Here is a 16,259-nt window from a genome sequence, read left to right as displayed (position 1 = left end):
TCTTCAATTCTGTCATATTTCTCGAATAAAGACAAGATAGGAAATCAGTTAGTCCATACTTTGTCGAACTCTTCTTCCTTGAATCCGACAGTCACCTTACCATCACCGAAGACAATTGGTCTCTTAATCAACATACCGTCAGATGACAGCAAGCTAATTTTCTCTTCATCTGTCATTGTGAGCAATTTGTCTTTCAAGTTTAGCTCTCTATATTTCGTCCCACTAACGTTGAAAAACTTTTTCAACTCCAAATCCGATGCCGCAATCATTTTGCCAAGTTCTTCTACTGAAGGAGGAGCTTCCGCTATGTTCACTTCCTGAAAGTCCAAGTTGTTCGTCTCAAGCCATTTTTTTGCTTTCCTGCATGTCCCGCACTTTGGATAACCGTAATAAACTAATCCCATACCGCAACGCCTCCATTTTCGCCATTATAACAGAAAAAACACCTTGGCGCCTATTGGTACCTGGACGTCAAAGTGAGATCGGTAATTTTACTTCATTAAACAATCAAGTCTCTCGATTAATTATTGACTTGCATAATACGATAGCGAGCAGGGCTTGAAAACCGCTATAACCCTTTACTATTTTCGGCCCGCTTTCGGCGAATTAATTACGATATTATTACCGTGGGGCAGGTGCTTTGAAAGAATAGAAAAGATGACTTTCTATAGAGATTGTAAGTGCCCGAAGATGCAATTTCGGGCACTCTCGTACGTTGTACATTTCGTTCTTTGCTTACTTTTGCAAAGATTATGTGATGTCTTATAGGAAATTGACACTTCCTTAAAATAAATATGGAGATACTATAGAGAAGGATTGAGCGGTCAAAATTATATCTTTGACCGCTTATCTTTAGGTGAGAAGCTAGCCATTCTTTCGTCCAAAAAAGCTTCGGCACTTCTTGTATCAATGTCTTTCGAGAGCGGCAAATGAACAAAAACCATGCGATTACCGAAAGAATAAGTAGGGATGCGACAGAGTCGCATCCCTACTTATCAATACATCTCGATAATGGTATTGAAATTGTTCAATTCAAAGCGATACAAAAACAACTACACGTAACGCCCAGTGTGTGATCAAGGTAATTTTAATCTACAGACGTGTTATACGATATACTTCTCCGCTTCGATTAGCTTAACTGAAGCTTCGCGTTTTTTAGCGATGATATTATACGGATTCGAGCGAGTCAATTTACGCAGCGCTGAAATCATCATGCGTTGATTATCACCATCGACAGCCGCAAGAAGTGTTTCTTTTGCATCTCTTTCAATCTCTTCAAATGCTTCTTGGCAGAAGATTTGTGTGTAAAGGATTTTCTGTTGCGCTTTTTCTTCTCCGCTGCGTGCAATTGCTTTTTCTGTACGTAGAAGTGCAGACTCCATCGCAAAAACATTATTAGCGATATCTGCAATATTTACAAGTACCTCTTGCTCTGCTTCAAGCTTCGTGCCAAAACGTTGTGCAGCAAGACCAGCAGCAAGCAAACCGATTTTCTTAGCATTTTTCACAAGTGCTTTTTCTTGTGCAAGTGCTTCGTCACCGATTTCTTCAGGCATCATCATAAGAAGTTCTTCTTGAAGTGCTTGCGCCTGTTGAAGCAATGGCAATTCGCCCTTCATTGCTTTTTTCAGGAATGTACCTGGTACTAGCAGACGGTTGATTTCATTCGTCCCTTCAAAAATACGATTGATGCGTGAATCACGATAAATGCGCTCTACTTCATATTCTTGCATGAAGCCGTATCCGCCGTGAAGCTGAACTGCTTCGTCAACGATGTAATCCAATACCTCAGATCCCACGACTTTATTGATAGAACATTCGATTGCGTATTCTGCGATTGCTGCCGCAATTGCTTTACCATCTTTTTGCTCTTCAAGACTCAACTGGCTTTGACGCTCTTCAAAGTAACCAACTGTACGGTAAATCAAGCTTTCAGCCGCGTACAGTTTAGATGCCATTGTTGATAGTTTTTGTTTCGTCAAGTTGAATGAAGAAATTGGTGTTTTGAACTGTTGACGTTGATTTGTATAAGTAATTGCAAGCTCAAGCGCACGTTTAGATCCGCCCATTGTGCCGACTCCTAATTTGTAGCGACCGATATTCAAGATATTAAATGCAATAATATGCCCGCGACCGATTTCACCTAGCAAATTTTCAACTGGTACTACTGCGTCTTGTAAGATTAGCGTACGAGTAGATGAAGATTTGATACCCATCTTTTTCTCTTCGGCTCCGACAGATACACCTGGGAATTCTTTTTCAACAATAAAAGCAGAGAACTTATCGCCATCGATTTTCGCGTAAACAACAAAAATATCTGCAAATCCTGCGTTCGTAATCCACTGTTTTTCACCATTTAAGATGTAGTGTGTTCCAGCAGCATTCAATTTCGCATTTGTTTTCGCACCCAATGCATCAGAACCAGAGCCTGGCTCAGTTAGTGCATATGCAGAGATTTTGTCACCTGATACAGAGTTTGGCAAGTACTTTTTCTTTTGTTCTTCATTTCCGAAAAGTACGATTGGTAGGGTTCCGATACCAACGTGTGCGCCATGAGTAATCGAGAATCCGCCTGCTACGGACATCTTTTCAGAGATAAGTGCAGACGCAATTTTGTCGAGTCCAAGACCACCATATTCTTCTGGTACATCCGCTCCTAGAAGTCCAAGATCCCCCGCAGTTTTCAGTAGTCTTACAGAGTGCTCGAATTCATGGTTTTCAAGATTTTCGACAACAGGTTGAACTTCATTTTTCACGTAGTCTTCTGCTGTTTTCGCAATCATTTTCTGTTCATCAGTAAAATCTTCAGGCGTAAATACACGGTTTGCTTCAATGTCTTCCGTTAGAAAAGCTCCACCTTTAATCAGTTCGTTTGTTTTTAATTCAGTCAATGTTGTTTCCTCCTTTTAATCTTAAGGGTTTATATGTCCACTATTAATATAAAATTCACTGGTTTGTTTACTAGATAGTCAGCACTTAATAAATAGAATGTTCTTCCTACACCGCTTTGTCGCTTGGTGATGGCCTCACGCAATAAGCCCGCCAGAAGAGCATTGTCGGTCTGATTGCTTCGGCTCACACTTGTCGCTCCTTCGCTAGAATTGTTCGTTATACTGGTGAGGTATATCACCTAGTTAATTCTAAATAAGTGGTGCCGAATATATAGTGTTTACAAAAGCTCAAACACGCCGGCTGCGCCCATTCCGCCGCCGATACACATTGTAACGACTCCGAACTGTTTACCTTGACGTTTTAATTCACTCATCATACGAATTGTTAAGATAGATCCTGTTGCTCCGAGTGGATGCCCGAGGGAGATTGCTCCGCCGTTGAAATTCACCTTATCTATATCAAGGCCTAGATGACGGATAACTTGAAGTGACTGAGACGCGAACGCTTCGTTTAACTCCCATACATCGATATCCTCAATAGAAAGCCCTGCAATTTTAAGTGCTTTTGGAATGGCTACAATTGGGCCGATTCCCATCACTTCAGGTGGCACGCCGCCTACAGCAAATGACAGGAATTTCGCGATTGGCTTCAAGCCTTGCGCTTCTGCCACTTCGCGGTCCATCACAAGTACTGCGCCTGCTCCGTCTGATGTTTGTGACGAGTTACCTGCCGTAACAGTACCTGTTACGGAGAATGCCGGACGCAATTTCGCTAATCCCTCTACGCTTGTTCCGTGACGGACTCCTTCGTCCATTTTAAATGTGAAATTCTTCTCACTATATTTTCCGTTATCATCTACAGAACGCTTTACGACTTCGACTGGCACGATTTCATCATTGAATTTTCCAGCTGCAATCGCTGCACCTGCTTTTTTGTGAGACAGCACAGCAAATTCATCCTGTTCTTCACGCGTGATACCGTATTTTACTGCAACTTGCTCAGCAGTGTGACCCATTCCCATATAATATTGTGGAGCCGTTTCTGCTAAGTGAGCATTCGGTCGGATTGTATTCCCCATCATCGGTACCATACTCATTGACTCGACGCCGCCTGCAATAATTGCTTGCGAGTGACCGAGCATGATGCGTTCAGCTGCATAAGCAATTGATTGAAGACCTGATGAACAGAATCGGTTTACCGTAATTGCAGGCGTCGTATCAGGAAGACCTGCAAGTGCACCAATATTTCGCGCAACGTTCATCCCTTGTTCAGCTTCAGGCATCGCACAACCAATAATTAAGTCATCAATTGGGCCATCATAGCCCCCAGCACGTTTCAACGTTTCTTTAATTACAAGTGCCCCTAAGTCATCCGGGCGTACGGTTACAAGAGAACCTCTACCCGCTTTTCCCACCGGTGTCCGTGCACCGGCTACTAGTACTGCTTCACGCATTGAATTTCCTCCTCTTTGCTATGCACTTTAAATCAGTTACGTAACGGTTTACCTTTTACGAGCATGTGTTGCATACGCTGTTGTGATTTTGGTTCCGCCACAAGGCTAAGGAAAGCTTCACGTTCAAGGTCCAACATATATTGTTCGTCAACAAGTGTTCCGTATGGTACTTTTCCGCCGGATAAAACAAACGCCAGCTTCTTCGCGATTTTCAGATCATGCTCGCTGATAAAGCCAGATAGGAACATGCCCTCTGCCCCGAGAAGCATCGTTGCATAACCCGAATCACCTGTAACAGGGAATTTCTCACGTTTAGGTGCTTTATAACCCATGTCAAACAATGCAATAGCTGCCTGTTTCGCATCATAGATTAAGTGATCTGCATTGACACTAATACCATCTGCGAAATCGAGGAAGTTATTTTCACATGCTTCGTCTCCTGAAGTAGACACTTTTGCAGTCGCGATTGATTCGAAAACTTTATTGGCAACAAATTGATAGTCAATGTGAACGCCCTTTGGCAATCCTTTTAAATGTTTCGTATAAAGTCCTACGTTTCCGCCACCACCCGGTATCAAACCAACGCCGACTTCAACAAGTCCCATATACGTTTCCATTGAAGCTTGAATATGAGCTGCCGGTAGACAAACCTCAGTCCCTCCCCCAAGCGTCATTGCAAATGGCGCTGCAACAACAGGTTTTGAGGAATACTTGATTTTCATCATGGCGTTTTGGAATGAGCGAACAGTGAAATCAAGTTCAAAGATATTGTCATCCTGCGCTTCCATTAGAATCATTCCAAGGTTTGCACCTACACAGAAATTTTTGCCTTGATTTCCAATGACAAGCCCTTTGAAATTTTTCTCAACTTCATCAACGGCGAAGTTGATCATTTGAATGATGTCAGGACCAATTGAATTCGATTGTGAATGGAATTCAAGAAGTGCCACTCCATCGCCAAGGTCGATTAAACTAGCACCTGAATTCTTTTTGATAACGCCATGTTTTTGCTTATAGCGCTTCAAGTCAATTACTTTTTCATTAACAGGAACAAGCTTGTAATCTTCTCCATCGAAGAAGTAAAGTTCATTGTCTTCTTCTTTATAGAAAGTTTCATAGCCTTTGTCGAGCAAACTTTGAACGAATGCTGGAACTTTCCCGCCTTCATCTTTCATCTTCTCAACAGATTTTGCTACGCCGATTGCATCCCAGATTTCAAATGGTCCTTGCTGCCATCCGAAGCCCCATTTCATGGTATTGTCGATTGCAACGATATCATCTGCAATTTCACCGTTTAGTTCTGCAGAATAAAGCAATGTTGGTGACAGGATACTCCACAAGATTTCACCAGTGCGATCATCCGCATAGACGAGCGTTTTCACTCTATTAGCAAGTCCTTTTTGTTGTTTAGCCATTTCAATAGAAGGTGTTTTCAACTTTTTAGCTGGACTGTATTCAAATGTCTCTGTATCTAGTTCAAGAATCTCTTTACCTTTTTTGAGATAAAATCCTTGTTTTGCCTTGGCACCAATCCAGCCATTATCAATCATTTTCTTCATGAATGGCGGCAATTCAAACACTTTTTGCTCTTCGCCTTCCGTCTTGTCGTAAACGTTTTTCGCCACATGCATGAACGTATCTAGTCCAACAACGTCAAGCGTACGGAATGTTGCCGATGTCGGACGGCCAATCAAGGTACCCGTCACCGAGTCAACTTCTCCAATCGAATAGCCGCGTTTCTCCATCTCGCGTAATGTGATAAGAAGGCCATATGTACCGATTCGGTTCGCGATGAAGTTCGGCGTATCTTTTGCAATGACAACTCCCTTACCAAGCGTATCTTCACCAAAACGGGTCATAAACTCTATAACTTCCGGAGCCGTTGTGCTCGCTGGAATAATCTCAAGTAATTTCAAGTAACGCGGTGGATTGAAAAAATGTGTGCCCATGAAATGTTTTTGGAAATCTTCCGAACGTCCTGCCGCCATCGCTTCAATACTAATACCCGATGTATTTGAAGTGATGATTGTACCCGGTTTATGAACTGCATCTATTTTTTCATACAAACCTTTTTTAACATCAAGATTTTCAACAATCACTTCAATAATCCAGTCAACATCTTTTAATTTATCCAGATCATCTTCGAAATTCCCTGCTTCTATAAGGGACAGATTACTTTTCTTCGTTAGGGGTGCAGGTTTTTGTTTCACTAATTTCTGCAAAGCACCTGCCGCAATTTTATTTCGTACGATGCCATCTTCAAGCGTAAGCCCTTTTGTAGCTTCCTCTTCAGTTAACTTTCCAGGAACGATATCCAAAAGTAAAACTGGAATTCCTATATTAGCGAGATGAGCTGCAATACCCGAACCCATAACGCCTGAACCTAAAACTGCCGCTTTTTTAATTTGATAAGTCACTTGCGAAGCCTCCCTTTTTTCGTTTGAATGAACACTCATTCATTTAATGGGCAAAAAAAATAGAAACCGTTTCTATATCTCTCAGTGTAGAACATATTGCTAGTTTTCGCAATATTTAAATCTAAATTTTTTCAACTTCCTATCTGAAACATATCATTACCCGACTAAAGTGATTACGTTGTACACTGTCCATATAAAGGAGGTCAATATATATTATGAAACCAATTACAACAGTTGAACAATTTAATGAAATTATTGCCGGCGATTCTAAAGCACTTGTAAAATTCCAGGCAGGATGGTGCCCTGACTGCAGACGTATGGATATGTTTATTGATCCAATCGTCGAGAAATATGATGAATACACATGGTATGATGTCGACCGTGACGTACTGCCGGAAATCGCTGATAAGTATGACGTCATGGGAATTCCTAGTTTACTGATTTTCCAAAACGGTGAAAAGCAAGCGCATCTGCATAGTGCAAATGCAAAATCGCCATCACAAGTGACGGATTTCCTTGAAGGCGTAAAAGCGTAACTGTATAGAAGCTTTACCTAAACGGATGGACTTATGTCTATCCGTTTTTTCATTTTCGGTGCACCTTTTATCTAGATGAAGTATACTAGAAAAAATGATAACGGGGTGTGTATTAGTGGACTACGAGAATGAAATCCAACTGCTTAAAGCTAAAATTGCTTCCTATGAAAAGATTATACTTGAAACATCAGCACCAATCATTCCTTCAATCGTCGAAAATACGATTCTCGTCCCGATTTCGGGTCACACCGGTCAGGATCGCTTTAATTTGATCCGCACCCGCGTTCTCGATTATGTTGGAATTCATAGAAGTACGGTGTGTGCAGTATTCGATTTCACCGGGGTAGGTCTCAAAGACGTTGAGGAATATGATTTTAATATACTTACTCTTGAAATCAATCAACTGAATAACACATTAAAACTGATGGGGGTACGTCCAATTTTTGTCGGTTTTAATCCGAGGATTGTCAGAGAAATCGTATCTGCCGGCATCCACTTGGAAATTGAAACCTACGTAAACTTCAGAACTTCATTAGCAGTATTACTTAAAGAAACAGGAAACTCACTTCAATTGTTTTAATGAAGTGAGTTTTTTTCTACCAAATTTGAATACCTTCACTTGCTACCAGGAAGACTATACTGTATTGCAATAAATATTTCAACGTACAAACTTTCGTGTTATCACCGTGAGAGCTACGGTGATAATCTACTAACTATATATGTTGAATTACAGAATCCTATTGAATCTGCCGTGGCGCTCAATTAATGAGAGAGATGTTATTCGGTTTTTGGATTGTAGATCGCTTGGCGCTTTGGGGATGCCTCTCGCCCTAAGCCTGGATTAGCGCTTCGCATCCAGTCTTACGGCTTCGGCGACCCCTTTGCCGCGCCTGCGCTAGGTTGTCCATTATCGAGAAAAATATAATTTTGAGATGTATATACCGAGACTTTAATGTGATTTCTAGTTGATACTACTTATAGTCAAGATAGATGCACTCCAGGTTGCAGATTTTATGACAGATAATGAATGCCCTTTCTCGCATAGAACATCCAGCGAAGGCGCGTCTTCGTGGTAGCCGGAGCGATAAGACTAAGGAGGGATGCAGTTCAATCCCTCCCAGCGGTCTTCTTTCTGGCTTATCGCGGGAGGCATCCACAAAGCGGCGAAGCGGTATTGGCAGGAATTCTAATTAGTTCTAAGTATTAGAACTTTTTCAGTGATTTCACGCTAGGTAGAGCTCTTTTTTTCTGGAGGTAGATGAATGAAAACTATATTGAACGTCAAAGGAAAATCCCAATTTGATGAGGATGTTGAACAATCGATTCGATCATCAGCATGCGGACCGGTAACAGCATTTGTAATGACTCAACATCTTTTTCCACAGGGGTGCCCTTACACAACAAATGAATTATATCGTCTCCTAGGTAGCACAAAAATTGGTCTATTCAAATACCGCTTCATCCGAAATATGCGCAAAGTGCTTGGAGTAGAATGGACAGTTGCGGGGTGCACTATTGATGAAGTGAAAAGACAACTCGACAACGGCCGGCCCGTCGCTGCAAAATTTGATAAATGGTTTACATTTCGTTGGCGCGGCAAGTATGGATTCGACTATCATTGGGTACCTGTCATAGGCTATGAAGAGACAGCTGACGATATTTTTCTCTTTATTCATGACAACGGGGGAAGAAACCGGGATAGCCAGGTCCGGCATATTTCATATAAGATGAATAGGTCAATTTTATCTTTTATAAAGATTGAGCCTACTGAATAGTAAATCCAAAAATCCCTACCCAAATCAGTTTCCGACTCGGGTAAGGATTTTTTCATTTTTCTATATACGCTAAAGTCTGCTTCAGCGTGGCCAAACTTTTGATCCTAGCTGTACGAGCGTTTTATGGTTGCGGGAGGCATCCACAAAGCGGCGAAGCGGCATTAGTGGGAATCCTAATTCATTCTAATTACTAGGTCTTTTTCATTGGCCTCCCAAAAGCCCTTGTAAAGCGTATACGTCGTATTCATTTGTTTAACATATATAGTTCCCACCTTTTTTAAATTAGTTAACCACTGATCATGAGTTACTACAACACTATCCTGACATTATTTCACATAATGCACTATTTACCATGTATTTAATTGTTAAATTTAGAAATATATTGATTCATTGACGACCTTAAATAGTTAATAGGTTTAACGCATCTAAAGAAATTGTAAATATAAATATGGAGTATTGTGTTAGATTTGAAAGTGCTCTAATTCCAGTTCGAATGCTGCATCCCCTCTATTAGACATAACACCCGTTCTCGGCAGTATTTAGCTTTGTTACTCAATAAGAAAAACATCAATTTGTATAGTATGATTAGGTAAATACCCCAAAAATTGCTATAATAATCTTATAGTGATGATGGTTATGATGAAAAAAGGTGGTAATTATAGTAACAATTCTATTAATTGTTTCTATTTTAATAGTGAATTATTCCGCATTAGTCGAGGGACAAGTCAATTCACCTAAAAAACTATCATTGAACATTTATCAGCAGCTTTTGAAGTGAGTCCAACAAATAATGAAAATCAAAACGACTTTTACATCATTGTTTCAAATGTCACGAGTGGTTTATATAAAGTCATTATTACTGCCACAAATGACTACACTTATGAAAGTGAAGAACTAAATCGCGATATCATAGTACCTTCAACAAACATCGAACCTAATGAGAAGCGACTGACCTTATTAGATTTCGTGATTCTATTACAGTAGGTTAAACAAGTAATGTCTTCAAGAAAATATGATAGTAATGCTATTTGTGAAAAGCGAATTTTTAATTTCATTGGCAAAAGAATATTTTATATTAGATTCGGATAATCTATGCTTTTCAATTAAAACAGATGAGGAAGTACTAATTTTTATGAAAAATAGTAAAATTAAACTTATTTTAGTATTATCTGCTATCTTGTTATTGTTGTTTACAAGTTTAAATGTCTTCACCTCTTATGTGAAGATAAAAAAGACAGTTGAAGAGTCAATCGCCAATCAAAGTCTTGCAGCAGCAGAATCCATTGCGTCTGCGATAGACAAAGAAACGTATCAGAAATTTTTGAATAATCCTGCGAAAAACGACTATTATTGGGAATTAACAAACTACCTAGTTGATGCAAGAGAAAAACTGGGTGCATTATTTGTGTATACACTGAAAATCGATAATCCAATAGTATCGAACTCAATGATAGGCGGATTACCCAAGGAATTAGAAGAGAGCTATAGCATCGGATCGGTTGGTACAGTGCCCGAAAAGCAGGTCAAAATAGCCTTTGAAGGAAATACCTATATTACAGATGTAATTGAGGATGCCGTTTATGGCACTTTTCTTTCTGTTGGAGTGCCTATAAAGGATGAAGCAGGAATTGTCATGGGATACTTAGGTATCGATATTAGTGTTGATACACTTGATTATATTAAAGGGACAGTACTGAAAAATAATATCCTTCTCTTCGTCTTTAATGGTGCCTTTATTTTGGTCGTAATCGGATCTTTTTTATTTTTGCAAAGATGGTATCAACAAGAAGTGGCAAAGGAAGTCGGCTATACAGAAGATACATACCAAGCTGAACTTAAAACGTTAATCACTTCCATATCTTCTTTAAGACATGATTTCACCAATCATATTCAGGTTTTACACGGACTACTTCAACTAGGGGAATCTAAGCAAGCTCAGCAATACATATCATCTTTGTCAAAAGAAGTTCTGGCGCTAGAAAGTCTAAAATTAAATATAGATCATCCTGGTCTATCAATCTTACTGCAAACAAAGAAACTGGCTGCACAAAATTATCATATTGATATGAATTTTACGGTTTCTCATGATGCATTCGATAAAATAAAAACAACAGATTTAATCATAATACTGTCGAATTTAATTGATAATGCAATTGATGCAACAGTTGCATTACCTGTAGCTGAACGTAAAATAACAATTAGCTGTCAAACGGATGTTACGCAGTATCTATTTAAGATAACGAATACTGGACCTAAAATTAGTGACAATGAACATATTTTTAAACAAGGATATTCAACAAAAAATGCAGAACAAGGAAAGATAAGAGGGCAAGGTTTATTTATAGTGAAGGAAGTTGTGAATAGATATAATGGGGAAATCTCAATTGATTCAATAAATGATTTAGAGACTATAGCCCTTGTGGGAATCCCTCTAAAGTAAATTTGAATGAAATTGTAAACTCCCTACTACTAGTTGTGGGGAGTTTTTTCATTTATCTCGCTGGTTTATGCTACTAATTTCCTAATTTTGTGCTTTCTTAATTCGAATGATTATTCATATGTATTCCGTATTCAATGTGTAGACATAACACCAATTCACGGAAGTATTTAGCTCCATTTCTTAAACTAAAGTAATCCTTTAGTTACTTCTCTTTTGGCACGGATTAGTGTGCTTTTAACAGGATGGCCGCATAATAATCGAAGTGAACGAGCAATTAAGCCCTTCGTGATTGGTCGAAAAAATTGCTTTTCTCTCAATCGAAGAAAGACGCAAAAGCAATCGTCTATAGTATCGTGGAAGCTGCCAAAGAAAATCACTTAAATCCGTTGATTTACGTAACCTACGTATTTGAACAGTTGCCTGTAATCAATCTAACGGGTTCCAAAGCGCTTGATCAACTGCTCGCCAAAGACCCTACCAACAGATTGCCACGTCCCAAGTAAAAACAAAACAAAGCATATCACGGTACGCATGACAAATAGCCGTCTATACGATTTTTTTAATCGTATAGACGGCTATTTTATTTAGTGCTACAAGTGGCTTTAATGTTTTTCGTTGAGGACAAGTACTGAACTAAAACCTCATCATTTGTTGAATACTTAGAACCGTTAAAATTTTCTTAACATCCTCATAGAATTCGATGCCCTTGCTTTTAACCGTTTCTGCAATGTTCAAACAAATCGCGTTCGCTTTTGCACCATGGTGAAATTCCTTCAGTGGGTCGACACTTCGCCTTTCTTTGTAGAAATGCCCTCGGACAAGTAGCCCAAGCTTGAACTATTTTCTTGGCTTCCGCCGCGATTTTTATGCGCATATATTGTAAACTTTTTTCACACGCATCCCCCTCGTATATTTATAGAAATAGCGAATCCGCTTGTCTAACAATCATGGAATAACCTTCTCTATCTATCAGTTCCCTTACAACTCCATCATAAACAGGTATTTTCAGGGTTTCGATTGGATCATCCATTTTTAATTCACAATGGATTTCTGCAAGTTTTTTGGATAATAAGAGCATGTCCATCTCTTCCTCGATTTTCTTGCGTATTGCCGGCGTCAACTCATGCAATGATTGAATCACGCCTTCCACCGATCCATATTCTTTAATGAGTTTAAGTGCAGTTTTTGGTCCGATGCCTCTCACTCCAGGATAGCCGTCACTTGTATCCCCAGTGAATGCTTTTGTGTCAATAAACTGGATAGGGGTAATTCCATACTCTTCAATGAAACGTTCCTCTGTGTAAATATCGTAAACATTAAAACCTTTTTTCGTAAATGCAATACGGACACCCGGTCTAAGCAACTGCAACATATCTTTATCGCCAGTCACGATTGTAATCTCCGCTTTCCCCTCCCAAGCCTGAACGAATGAACCAATCAGATCGTCTGCTTCCATGCCTGGCACTCCGTAGTTTTTCCAACCAATTAATTCAGAAACACTTCTTGCCATATCAAACTGCGGTACGAGCTCCGGCGCCGGTGCAGGCCGGTTTGCTTTATATCCTTCAAATAAGTCATTGCGGAACGTTTGCGCGCCCATATCCCAACAAACCGCCATATGTGTAGGTTTGAATATCGAGGTCGCTGTCATAGTATGACGGGCAAACCCCTGCACTGCATTCGTCGGAATTCCAGCGTCATTCGGGAAATAATGCCCCATCGCCGAAGTTGCAAAAAAGGAGCGGAATAAGAGTGCCATTCCGTCGATTATTAAAATATGTGGTTTTTCTTCTATAGTCATTTAATCTTCTTCCTCCATCTGCCAAACTTTATTAGTAGAACTTCATCAATGATAACATGCTTTCAATCAGTAGTTTGGGGGTAAAGAATAATAGATTTCATAGAGGAGGTTGTAAGTATGCATATTCACGAAGGTTCATTGTATTGGCCAGGAACGATGCCAATTCCCCCCGAACGAAAAAAAGTAGAAATCGCGTCACATTATGATGTCATTATTGTAGGTGGAGGGATGTCGGGAGCTCTTTCGTCACTTGCATTGGCTGACAAAGGTCTTTCAATCGCAGTGCTAGACAAGCGGCAGATGGCTACTGGCAGCACAATGGCAAATACGGGATTGCTTCAATATTCAAATGACATCATGCTCCATGAATTAATCGAACAAATTGGAGAAAAGGATGCTGTACATTTTTATCAGTTATGCTTGGAAGCAATGGAAAACCTAAAAAAGACAGCTGAACGACTGCCGCTTAACCCTGATTTCATCAGTCGGCCAAGCATTTATTATGCAAGTGACGACAATGATTTAAAACGCATTAGGAAAGAATATGATACATTAACGCATTATGGATTTCCTTGCGATTTTTGGGACGAGGTAGAAATCTGCAAGCATCTGCCGTTTTCGAAACCGGGAGCAATCGTGACATACGGTGATGCTGAAGTGAACCCTTACAAATTCGTCAACGGACTATTACAATTGGTCGAATCAATGGGCGTCCATCTCTTCGAATTTACAGAAGTGACGGACATAAACGACGAAAATGGACTGTTGCACATTTCCACATCTGCAGGGGATTTTTATGCGGATAATGTTCTTTTTACAACTGGATACGAGACCCTTCCTGTAGGAAAACGAATTGGTGCCGACATTAACCGTTCGTACGTCATTGTCACTGAGCCAATTGACGATTCTCCGATTTGGCATGAAAATGCGCTCATTTGGGAATCAAAGCGCCCGTATCTCTATATGCGGACAACGGAGGACAACCGAATCATTGTAGGCGGGCTCGACGAGGACAAACCCCAAGCCCCTCTTTCAAATGAATCGATTATGAAGCACGGTGCAATCTTAAAAAAACAGCTGCAAGAACTTTTCCCCGAACTTCCGATTGAAATTGACTACGCTTATTGTGCAACATTTGGAGAATCTCTGGACAACTTACCATTCATCGGAGAGCATCCATCAAAAAGAAATCATTATTATCTACTTGGCTATGGAGGTAATGGAACTGTTTACAGTATGCTTGGTTCAAAAATTCTCGCTGATATTATGACGGGCAAAGCCAATTCTGATGCGCATATCGTTCAACTCGAACGCTCCGCAACCGCTTTAGCTGGTGGAAGAAGCGGAATTGCCTGACCAATGAACATGATGATAACGAGTAAAAAGTTCAAAGTTCTCAAAGAGAGACAATACAAAAAACCGAAGCCTCCTAAAATCCGCTTCGGTTTTTTGCTAGTTATCAGACTAGAAATTGAGCAAGCTTTTCAATATCCGGCGTAAAAATACGATCTTCTTCAATTGGTCGCACGATTTCCAGCAATTGATCGAACTTGACACGGGTTTTTGGTGCCATTTGTTCTGCCCCTCTAATGGAACAGCCTGTCAGTGCGCAAAGCGCTTCAATTGCGAGTACATTTCTCGCATTTTTTATGATGGCATGTGCATGCCTGGCACCGATTGTTCCCATTGATACATGATCTTCCTGGTTGCCAGACGATGGAATCGAGTCAACGGACGCTGGGTGTGCAAGTGTTTTATTCTCAGAAACAAGGCTGGCTGCTGAATATTGTAAAATCATTGCACCCGATTGTAACCCAGGTTCTGGACTCAGGAACGGCGGCAATCCTTCATTCAATTGTGGATTAACGAGCCGTTCAATACGACGTTCGGAAATACTTGCAAGTTCTGCTACGCCCAGCTTCAAGAAGTCCATCGCAAACGCAATCGGTTGACCATGGAAGTTACCGCCAGATACAACCGTATCGCCATCATCGAAAATAAGTGGATTATCCGTCGCGGCATTCATCTCAATCTCTAGCTTCTCTTTTACATAACCAAGTACTTGCCAGCTCGCGCCGTGCACTTGTGGAATACAACGAATTGAATAAGCGTCTTGGACACGTTTTTCGCCTTGAATGGTTGTCAGACGACTCCCTTTCAACCAATCCAGCATCCTCGCCGCCACATCCACTTGTTCCGGATAACCGCGCGCTTCGTGAATCGCCGGATGAAATGCGTCCGTAATTCCATAGAGCGCTTCCATTGTCATTGCAGCAACCCACTCGCTAGCATACGCAAGTGATTCTGCCTCCAAATAATTGACAACGCCTTGCGCAGTCATTGCTTGCGTCCCGTTAATGAGCGCTAGCCCCTCTTTCGCTTCGAGCACAATTGGCGACATGCCATGCTCATTCCAAATAGTTGCAGTTGGAACGTGCAAGCCGTCTTGCCAGACAAATCCTTCGCCAAGTAAAACAAGCGCGAGATGAGACAATGGCGCCAGATCACCTGATGCACCAAGTGAACCTTGCTGTGGAATGACCGGGTGAATGCGATTATTCACCATATAAGCAAACCGTTCTAGCACTTCTGCACGGATTCCGGAGAAACCTTTTAAAAGCGCATTCAGACGTAGTACCACCATCGCACGCGAAACGTTTTCAGGAAACGCTTCTCCAACGCCGCATGAATGCGATCGGATCAAGTGTAATTGCAATGCTTTCGTATCCTTTTCATCGATTTTAACGTCGCTGAACTTACCAAACCCCGTATTAATCCCGTATACGGTCCGGTCTTCACTAACAATTTTCTCAACCGCAGCCCGGCTTTTATTAACACGTTCCAAGGCTTCATCGTTCAATGAAACCCCGATTTCTTTATATATGATGTCGTTCATTTGAGCCAGATTTAGTGACGATCCTGTTAATTCAATCATGACAACCATC

11 protein-coding genes and 1 pseudogene are annotated in these 16,259 nt (G+C 40.7%); 6 read left to right on the top strand and 6 right to left on the bottom strand.

Annotated features, from left to right (window positions below; translation table 11 throughout):
- Positions 1-44 precede the first annotated feature (44 nt).
- The 4 genes from ACP8HG_RS21790 to ACP8HG_RS21775 form a co-directional block, all read right to left on the bottom strand.
- The gene (locus ACP8HG_RS21790; RefSeq protein ID WP_067206307.1) at positions 45-404 is read right to left on the bottom strand and encodes an arsenate reductase family protein; all 360 of its coding nucleotides are present in this window, start codon (positions 402-404) and stop codon (positions 45-47) included.
- Positions 405-1,103: 699 nt separating this feature from the next.
- Positions 1,104-2,891 carry an acyl-CoA dehydrogenase family protein gene (locus ACP8HG_RS21785; RefSeq protein WP_187046785.1) on the bottom strand — a complete coding sequence of 596 codons (1,788 nt, stop codon included), beginning with the start codon at positions 2,889-2,891 and terminating at the stop codon, positions 1,104-1,106.
- A gap of 278 nt (positions 2,892-3,169) precedes the next feature.
- Positions 3,170-4,345 (bottom strand): acetyl-CoA C-acetyltransferase, encoded by a 1,176-nt coding sequence (locus ACP8HG_RS21780; protein WP_338653382.1) that lies wholly within the window; start codon positions 4,343-4,345, stop codon positions 3,170-3,172.
- A gap of 32 nt (positions 4,346-4,377) precedes the next feature.
- Positions 4,378-6,762, bottom strand: a complete 2,385-nt coding sequence (locus tag ACP8HG_RS21775; RefSeq protein WP_438297991.1) for a 3-hydroxyacyl-CoA dehydrogenase/enoyl-CoA hydratase family protein — start codon at positions 6,760-6,762, stop codon at positions 4,378-4,380.
- A gap of 215 nt (positions 6,763-6,977) precedes the next feature.
- On the opposite strand from ACP8HG_RS21775, the gene ACP8HG_RS21770 reads away from it, so the two are divergent.
- From ACP8HG_RS21770 to ACP8HG_RS21750, 5 genes and pseudogenes are all read left to right on the top strand, one after another.
- Positions 6,978-7,298, top strand: a complete 321-nt coding sequence (locus ACP8HG_RS21770; RefSeq protein ID WP_067206296.1) for a thioredoxin family protein — start codon at positions 6,978-6,980, stop codon at positions 7,296-7,298.
- Between the two features lie 115 nt (positions 7,299-7,413).
- The gene (locus ACP8HG_RS21765) at positions 7,414-7,878 is read left to right on the top strand and encodes an STAS domain-containing protein (RefSeq protein WP_187046782.1); all 465 of its coding nucleotides are present in this window, start codon (positions 7,414-7,416) and stop codon (positions 7,876-7,878) included.
- A 682-nt stretch (positions 7,879-8,560) separates the two neighbouring features.
- On the top strand, positions 8,561-9,073 hold the full coding sequence (locus ACP8HG_RS21760; RefSeq protein ID WP_067206291.1) for a C39 family peptidase: 513 nt from the start codon (positions 8,561-8,563) through the stop codon (positions 9,071-9,073).
- Positions 9,074-10,103: 1,030 nt separating this feature from the next.
- A complete protein-coding gene (locus ACP8HG_RS21755) occupies positions 10,104-11,513 on the top strand; it encodes a sensor histidine kinase (RefSeq protein ID WP_438297990.1) in 1,410 nt (469 codons plus the stop codon).
- A gap of 252 nt (positions 11,514-11,765) precedes the next feature.
- Positions 11,766-12,101: pseudogene (locus tag ACP8HG_RS21750) on the top strand (transposase domain-containing protein); the annotation flags it as partial.
- 325 nt (positions 12,102-12,426) lie between these two features.
- Here the strand turns inward: ACP8HG_RS21750 and ACP8HG_RS21745 are convergent.
- A complete protein-coding gene (locus tag ACP8HG_RS21745; protein WP_340765949.1) occupies positions 12,427-13,314 on the bottom strand; it encodes a 5'-3' exonuclease in 888 nt (295 codons plus the stop codon).
- A gap of 117 nt (positions 13,315-13,431) precedes the next feature.
- On the opposite strand from ACP8HG_RS21745, the gene ACP8HG_RS21740 reads away from it, so the two are divergent.
- Positions 13,432-14,670: an NAD(P)/FAD-dependent oxidoreductase gene (locus ACP8HG_RS21740; RefSeq protein WP_438297989.1), complete on the top strand. Its 1,239-nt coding sequence runs from the start codon at positions 13,432-13,434 to the stop codon at positions 14,668-14,670.
- A 103-nt stretch (positions 14,671-14,773) separates the two neighbouring features.
- Here the strand turns inward: ACP8HG_RS21740 and hutH are convergent, their stop codons facing one another.
- Positions 14,774-16,249, bottom strand: coding sequence for a histidine ammonia-lyase (gene hutH / locus ACP8HG_RS21735; protein ID WP_438297988.1), 1,476 nt, complete (start codon positions 16,247-16,249; stop codon positions 14,774-14,776).
- Positions 16,250-16,259: the final 10 nt, after the last annotated feature.

Source organism: Sporosarcina sp. FA15 (assembly GCF_051550195.1).
In the GTDB taxonomy this organism is placed as follows: Bacteria; Bacillota; Bacilli; order Bacillales_A; family Planococcaceae; genus Sporosarcina; species Sporosarcina psychrophila.
The sequence above is the reverse complement of the archived record's forward strand: the minus strand, read 5'-3'. Positions and strand labels throughout refer to the sequence as shown.

What these genes read in the sequence shown, in the direction of transcription:
- ACP8HG_RS21770 (WP_067206296.1), top strand. Translation starts at nt 6,978, where the DNA reads ATGAAACCAATTACAACAGTTGAACAATTTAATGAAATTATTGCCGGC.
- ACP8HG_RS21760 (WP_067206291.1), top strand. Translation starts at nt 8,561, where the DNA reads ATGAAAACTATATTGAACGTCAAAGGAAAATCCCAATTTGATGAGGAT.
- hutH (WP_438297988.1), bottom strand. Translation starts at nt 16,249, where the DNA reads ATGATTGAATTAACAGGATCGTCACTAAATCTGGCTCAAATGAACGAC.
- ACP8HG_RS21745 (WP_340765949.1), bottom strand. Translation starts at nt 13,314, where the DNA reads ATGACTATAGAAGAAAAACCACATATTTTAATAATCGACGGAATGGCA.
- ACP8HG_RS21790 (WP_067206307.1), bottom strand. Translation starts at nt 404, where the DNA reads ATGGGATTAGTTTATTACGGTTATCCAAAGTGCGGGACATGCAGGAAA.
- ACP8HG_RS21740 (WP_438297989.1), top strand. Translation starts at nt 13,432, where the DNA reads ATGCATATTCACGAAGGTTCATTGTATTGGCCAGGAACGATGCCAATT.
- ACP8HG_RS21780 (WP_338653382.1), bottom strand. Translation starts at nt 4,345, where the DNA reads ATGCGTGAAGCAGTACTAGTAGCCGGTGCACGGACACCGGTGGGAAAA.